Consider the following 7,115-nt stretch of genomic DNA (forward strand, 5'->3'; position numbering starts at 1 on the left):
AGGTAGGGGTTGCAGGCCGGGTCGGGGGAGCGCAGCTCCACCCGGGTGGACTGGCCACGGGAGGCGGGGATACGGATGAGGGCGGAGCGGTTGGAGGCGGACCAGGCCAGGTAGCAGGGAGCCTCGTAGCCGGGCACCAGCCGCTTGTAGGAGTTGACCAGGGGATTGGTCACCGCCGCCATGCCCTTTACATGGGTTAAGAGACCGGCGATGAAAGAGTAGGCCTCCTTGGACAAGCCCCGCTCGTCGTTGGGATCATAGAACACGTTCTTGCCGCCCCGGAACAGGGACATGTTGGTGTGCATTCCCGAGCCGTTGATGCCGAAAATGGGCTTTGGCATAAAGGTGGCGTGGAGGCCGTTCTTCTGGGCCAGGGTTTTCACCGCCAGCTTGAAGGTCATGATGTTGTCAGCGGTGTGAAGGGCCTCCTCGTATTTGAAGTCGATCTCATGCTGACCCGCGGCCACTTCGTGGTGGCTGGCCTCGATCTCAAAGCCCATCTGCTCCAGGGCCAGGCAGATCTCCCGGCGGGTGCCCTCGCCATGATCCAGGGGGCCCAGGTCGAAGTAGCCCGCCTCATCATTGGTCTTGGTGGTGGGACGGCCCTCGTCGTCAGTCTGGAACAGGAAGAACTCGGCCTCGGGGCCCACGTTGAAGGCGTCATATCCCATGTCCCTCGCTCGCTGGAGAACCCGCTTCAGGGTGCCTCGGGGATCGCCCACAAAGGGGGTGCCGTCGGGGTTGTGGACGTCGCAGATCAGCCGGGCAACCTTGCCGTGGCTGGGCCGCCAGGGGAAGATCACGAAGGAGTTCAGATCGGGATAGAGATACTGGTCGGACTCGTCGATGCGGACGAAACCCTCGATGGAGGAACCGTCGAACATAATCTGGTTGTTCACCGCCTTCTCGATCTGGGAGGCGGTGATGGCCACGTTCTTCAGCTGACCGAAAATGTCGGTGAACTGGAGGCGGATAAACTCAATATCCTCCTCATGGACGATGCGGATGATATCTTCCTTGGTGTACGACATTGCAGGAATCTCCTTTCTTTCTTTCATATTGAAAGAAAGAGAAGAAGGCGCTCCACCCTGGACGGGTTGGAACGCCTTCGTTCTCAACTAATGGTGCAAGTATAACCTGTGTAAATGTTTTTGTCAACAGGAAAGGAGGATATTGCAGGGATTTTGGAAGGATAACCGTAGAGGAGAGGTCGGGGCAAGCTTTAATTTATGCAATTAGCAATAAAATAACTTGCAAAACGAGGGACTAACTCTGCTTGTGGCGGAAAAGGGCGGCAGCCACAAAGCCGTGGAAGAGGGGGTGGGGCCGGTTGGGGCGGCTCTTGAACTCCGGATGGTACTGCACCCCCACAAAGAAGGGACTGTGGGACAGTTCCACCGCCTCCACCAGCCGCCCGTCGGGAGACAGGCCGCTGATGACCAGACCGGCCCCGGTGAGGGTATCCCGGAACTGATTGTTGAACTCGTAGCGGTGGCGGTGGCGCTCCTGGATCTGAGCGGCGCCATAGCACCGCTCCAGCAGGGTACCGGGCTGGACGGCGCAGGGATAGGCCCCCAGCCGCAGGGTGCCGCCCTTGTCAATCTCGTCGCTCTGGCCGGGCATAAAGTCAATGACCTTGTGGGGGCACTTAGGTTCAAACTCACCGGAGTGAGCGTCTGTCAGCCCGGCCACATGGCGGGCAAACTCGATGACCGCCACCTGCATCCCCAGGCAGATACCCAGATAGGGGACTTGGTGTTCCCGGGCATACCGGGCGGCCAGGATCATGCCCTCGATGCCCCGGGCGCCAAAGCCGCCGGGTACCAGAATGCCGTCCAGATCCTCCAGTACCTGGACGTAGTTTTCGGTGGTGAGGCTCTCTGAGTCGATCCAGCGGATGAAGATCTTGGTTCCCAGGGGATAGCCGGCGTGACGAAGGGCCTCGGCCACCGACAGATAGGCGTCATGGAGCTGCACATATTTGCCCACCAGGCCGATGGTGACTGTGGAACGGAGCCCTTTAATCTGCTCCACCAGGGCTGTCCACTCAGTCAAGTCGGGGGCGGGGGATTCCAGCCCCAGCTCCCGACACACCACAGAGGAAAAACCGGCGGATTCCAGCATCAGGGGGGCCTCATAGAGGGTGGGGAGGGTGACATTTTCGATGACGCAGTCCGGTTTCACGTTGCAGAACCCGGCGATCTTCTCAAAAATGCTGGAGTCGGTAATGGGCTCGTCGCACCGAAGCACAATGAGGTCGGGGGAGATGCCCGTGCCCTGTAATTCTTTGACCGAGTGCTGGGTGGGCTTGGACTTGTGTTCGCCGGAGGCCTTCAGATAGGGAACCAGGGTTACATGGATGTAGAGGGCGTTGCCCTTACCAGCCTCCTGACCCACCTGGCGGATGGCCTCCAGAAAGGGTTGGCTCTCTATATCGCCGGTAGTGCCGCCTACCTCGGTAATAACGATGTCCGCATTTGTTTTCCGGCCCACAGCGTAGATAAATCGCTTGATCTCATCGGTAATATGGGGGATAACCTGCACCGTCTTGCCTAGATATTCCCCCCGGCGCTCTTTGGCGATGACGTTGGAGTATACCCGGCCGGTGGTCAGGTTGGAGAACTGGTTTAGATCCTCGTCAATGAAGCGCTCGTAGTGGCCCAGATCCAGATCGGTTTCCGCCCCGTCCTCGGTGACAAAGACCTCGCCGTGCTGATAGGGACTCATGGTGCCGGGATCTACGTTGATGTACGGGTCCAGCTTCTGTGCGGCCACCTTTAGGCCCCGGGCCTTCAGCAGCCGGCCCAGGGAGGCGGCGGTAATACCCTTGCCCAAACCGGAAACCACGCCGCCAGTCACAAACACATATTTCGTCATCCATATCCCTCCTGACTCAAAATAAAAAGAGAGCGTCCAGACGAGGAGGCGGCAGCGCCTCCCATCGTGGAACGCCCTCGTTCACGGCGGATACTCTACCACCGAAGCTGCGGTTTGTCAAGATTTTGGCCGTGATTTGAAGAGCAAGGCGGCCAGCAGACCAAAGAGTACCGCGGCGGTAATGCCTCCTGCGGCAGCGGAAATGCCGCCGGTCAGGATACCCAGCGCGCCCTTTTCCGCTACGGCTTCCGCCACGCCCTTGGACAGCAGATAGCCAAAGCCGGTGAGGGGCACGGTGGCCCCCGCTCCGCCCCACTCCACCAGCCAGGGGTAGATCCCCAGACCACCCAGGATCACTCCGGCCACCACATAGGAGACCAGAATGCGGGCGGGGGTGAGGGAGGTCTTGTCAATGAGAATCTGCCCAATGAGACAGAATGTTCCTCCACATACAAATACACGCACATAGGTCCAGAATAGATCCATGGTTTATCCCTCACTTTCCGATGTCCAGCGTCACCGCGTGGCAGATACTTGGGATACTCTCTCCCTGCTGGGAGGAGGTGGGGGAGAGCAGAGCGCCGGTGCCGCAGAACAGGATGCGTTTCCAGCGGCCTCCGGCCATACCATTGAGGAGCATCCCCGCCAGCACTACCGCTGAACAGCCGCAGCCAGAGCCGCCGCAGTGGACGTCCTGCCCCTCCAGATCGTAGATCAGGGTACCGCAGTCGTTGAGATTTTTCAGATCCATACCGTCCCGGTGGAACCAGTCAGCCACGATGTCGCGGCCCAGCTGTCCCAAATCTCCGGTGATTATCAGATCATAGTCGGAGGGCTTTCGGCCCGTATCCTGAAAGTGGGCAGCAATGGTGGCATACGCGGCAGGGGCCATGGCGGCCCCCATGTTGGCCGCGTCCTTGATCCCTTTGTCCACGATCTTGCCGGTGGTGACATGGGTGACATAAGGGCCGGGGCCCTGGTCGGCCAAAATGACGCAGCCCGACCCGGTCACCGTCCACTGGGCGGTAGGAGTGCGCTGGCCGCCATACTCCAGGGGGGAGCGGTACTGTCGCTCGGCGGAGCAGAAATGGGAAGAGGTCATGGCCGCGATTTTGGTGCCGTAACCGCCGCCCAGCAGCATGGCGGCCAGAGAAAGGCTTTCCGCCATGGTGGAACAGGCGCCGTACAGCCCGAAGAAGGGAACGTCCTGTCCCCGCACGGCAAAGCCGGAGCCGATACACTGGTTGAGCAGATCACCGGCCAGCAGATAATCAAGACCGGAAACGCTCAGTCCCGCCTTGTTAAGAGCAGCGGCCAGAGCCAGTTTCTGCATGGCGCTCTCCGCCTTCTCCCAGCTGCGTTCCCCAAAGGTATCGTCCTGGCTGATGTGGTCAAAGGTGGCGGCCAGTGGGCCTTCCCCTTCCTTCTTGCCTACCACGCTGGCGCTGCCGATGACCGAGGGCGGGTCCTGAAGGGCCACTGTCTGCCGGCCCAGTTTTTTGTTAGCCATATCCTCACCTCTGTTAACTTGGGCGGCTGTCCGCCTGACAAATACTATTTTGAACGAAAAGCATGTAAAATATGAGACTGGATTTTGTAGCCGGACCGGCTGGTCAACGTGGCGTATTTGCGTTATAATATATCATATACACGATTGGCCGTATGGCCGGTTGGGGAGGTCCACTATGGAAGAACAAGCCAAACGAACCCTGGCCTATCTGTGCCCTGCCTGCCATCAGAGCGTGGCGGTAGAGCGCACTGTGTTCCAGCTGGCAGCGTCCGCTAACGAGCTGCCCTGTCCCTGCGGCAAGTCTGCGCTCCGGGTGGAGATGATGGGGGATCGGGTGAGATTGACGGTGCCTTGCCTCTCCTGCGGCCGGGACCACACCGTGACCTGCTCCACCCAGGCGTTCCTGCACCAGAAGGTGCTGGCCTTTTCCTGTGCCCAGTCCGGCCTGGACTGCTGCTATGTGGGGGAAGAGGGGCCGGTATTTGCTGCCCTCCAGCGGTTGGAGGCCGCCGCCGATAAGCTGGAGCGGGCCGAGGGGGAGGAGAAAGGCGCCTTCCTGGACGAGCTGGTGATGCACGAGGTACTCTCCGAGCTGAAGGAGATCGCCCAGCGGGATGGCATCTCCTGCACCTGCGGGTCCCACCGCTGGAAGCTCCAGGTCAACTACAGCTCCATCGATCTGTTCTGTGCCGACTGCGGGGCTGCCATGCGCATCCCGGCGGCCACCGACAACGATATCGACGACATCTGCTGCAAGACCAAATTGCTTATCCGGGGCAGGAAGGAGGAGTAAGCGGTGTATTTTGACGGACAGTACGCCATTGACTCCCGGGACGTAGACCCGTGGAACCACTGCAGACCCTCCGGTGTAATGGGTATTCTGCAGGAGGCAGCGGTGGCTGCGGCCTGCCAGCTCCGCGCATCCCGGGACGAAATGCTGAACAAGTATAATCTGTTCTGGATGCTGGCCCGGATGTGGTACCGGCTGGATCGCCCTCTGGGTTGGAATGAGATTCTTTCGGTCCGCACCTGGCACCGGGGTGACAGCGGCGCCTCCTGTTATCGGGATTTCGACCTGTTTGTGGATGGAAAGCCGGTGGGGGAGGCGGTGTCCGTGTGGGTGCTGGCCGATGCGGACACCCACCGCATCGCCCGTATGAGCAGAGTGGCGGAATTTCAGGGGACCGACGGCGGGGAATTGTGTAAGACCAAGATGCTGTCCCGGTTCAGGCTGCCTGCCGGCCTGATGGAGACAGAGCGGCGGGTCATGCACTACAGCGACACTGATATCAACGGCCATGTAAACAACGTCCGCTACGCCGATTTTATCTGTGATGCCATCCGGATGGATCGGCTGGGACAGGATCAATGGGTCTCGGAACTCCAGGTGGACTACCTGGCGGAATGCCGCGCAGGGGAGGAGATCATCCTCTTGGCTGGTGAGCAGGACGGGCTGTGGTATGTCCGGGGCGCGGATGGCGGCGGAAAAAGCCGTTTTGAAGGCGCGGCCAGGCTATCTTCCCTTGACAGTGGGGGCGCAATCAAGTAGAATAGATAAAATTATTTGGAAAAAGAAATATAAAAGGAGATGCACTATGGTCAACAATGAAGAACACCAGAAGTTTCTCAAGCAGGGCCTTACGTTTGACGACGTACTGCTCATCCCGGCGGAGAGCGACGTGCTGCCTGCCGACATTGATCTGCACACGCAGCTGACCCGTAAAATCAGGCTGAATGTGCCGCTGATGAGCGCCGCCATGGATACGGTGACCGAGTACCGCATGGCTATCGCCATTGCCCGTGAGGGCGGCATCGGCATCATCCACAAGAATATGTCCATCGGCGCTCAGGCCGAGCAGGTGGACATGGTCAAGCGCAGTGAGAACGGCGTTATCACCAACCCCTTCTGGCTGGCTCCCGGCCACACCCTGGCCGAGGCCGACGCCCTGATGGCCAAGTACCGGATCTCCGGCGTGCCCATCTGCAAGGACGGCAGGCTCATCGGCATCATCACCAACCGGGATATGAAGTTTGAGACCGACATGACCCAGCTGGTGGACAATGTGATGACCAAGGACAACCTGGTCACTGCCAAGGAGGGCGTCACCCTGGAGGAGGCCAAGGAGATCCTCCGCAAGCACAAGATCGAGAAGCTGCCCATTGTGGACGACGAGTATCGCCTGAAGGGCCTTATCACCATCAAGGACATTGAGAAGGCTACCGTGTATCCCAACTCCGCCCGAGACGACAAGGGCCGCCTGCTGGTGGGCGCCGCCATCGGCGTCACCTCCGACGTGCTGGACCGGGTGCGGGCCCTGGTGGACGCCGGCGCGGACGTGCTGTGCCTGGACTCCGCCCACGGCCACTCCCACAATATTCTGGACTGCGTCCGCCGCATCAAGGCCGTCTATCCCGACGTACAGCTGATTGCCGGCAACGTGGCTACCGCCGAGGGTACCCGCGCCCTCATCGAGGCGGGCGCCGACTGCGTGAAGATCGGCATCGGCCCCGGCTCCATCTGTACCACCCGCGTGGTGGCCGGCATCGGCGTGCCCCAGATCACCGCCGTCTATGACGCCGCCTGTATGGCCGCCAAGTACGACATCCCCGTCATCGCCGACGGCGGCATCAAGTACTCCGGCGACATCACCAAGGCCCTGGCCGCCGGCGCCAGCGTGGTCATGCTGGGCTCCCTGCTGGCCGGGTGCGAGGAGTCCCCCGGCGACAC

At 60.4% G+C, this 7,115-nt stretch carries 7 protein-coding genes; 3 read left to right on the plus strand and 4 right to left on the minus strand.

What is annotated here, in order from left to right; genetic code table 11:
• The 4 genes from glnA to spoVAD all read right to left on the minus strand — a co-directional run.
• Positions 1–1,031 (minus strand): type I glutamate--ammonia ligase (gene glnA, locus Q0K43_RS09370; protein WP_297290279.1); only part of this gene is annotated, 1,031 nt, incomplete at its 3' end.
• Between the two features lie 235 nt (positions 1,032–1,266).
• Positions 1,267–2,877, minus strand: a complete 1,611-nt coding sequence (locus Q0K43_RS09375) for a CTP synthase (RefSeq protein ID WP_297290280.1) — start codon at positions 2,875–2,877, stop codon at positions 1,267–1,269.
• Between the two features lie 117 nt (positions 2,878–2,994).
• Positions 2,995–3,363, minus strand: coding sequence for a stage V sporulation protein AE (spoVAE, locus tag Q0K43_RS09380; RefSeq protein WP_297290281.1), 369 nt, complete (start codon positions 3,361–3,363; stop codon positions 2,995–2,997).
• A 10-nt stretch (positions 3,364–3,373) separates the two neighbouring features.
• Positions 3,374–4,387, minus strand: a complete 1,014-nt coding sequence (gene spoVAD, locus Q0K43_RS09385; RefSeq protein ID WP_297290282.1) for a stage V sporulation protein AD — start codon at positions 4,385–4,387, stop codon at positions 3,374–3,376.
• Between the two features lie 175 nt (positions 4,388–4,562).
• Here spoVAD and Q0K43_RS09390 point away from each other — a divergent pair, with 175 nt between their 5' ends.
• The 3 genes from Q0K43_RS09390 to guaB all read left to right on the plus strand — a co-directional run.
• Positions 4,563–5,180 carry a hypothetical protein gene (locus Q0K43_RS09390; protein WP_297290283.1) on the plus strand — a complete coding sequence of 206 codons (618 nt, stop codon included), beginning with the start codon at positions 4,563–4,565 and terminating at the stop codon, positions 5,178–5,180.
• A gap of 3 nt (positions 5,181–5,183) precedes the next feature.
• Positions 5,184–5,936 (plus strand): acyl-[acyl-carrier-protein] thioesterase, encoded by a 753-nt coding sequence (locus Q0K43_RS09395; protein WP_297290284.1) that lies wholly within the window; start codon positions 5,184–5,186, stop codon positions 5,934–5,936.
• A gap of 46 nt (positions 5,937–5,982) precedes the next feature.
• On the plus strand, positions 5,983–7,115 hold a 1,133-nt coding region (guaB, locus tag Q0K43_RS09400), incomplete at its 3' end, for an IMP dehydrogenase (protein ID WP_297290285.1).

The sequence above is a fragment of the uncultured Flavonifractor sp. genome, assembly GCF_944383115.1.
Lineage (GTDB): Bacteria > Bacillota > Clostridia > Oscillospirales > Oscillospiraceae > Flavonifractor.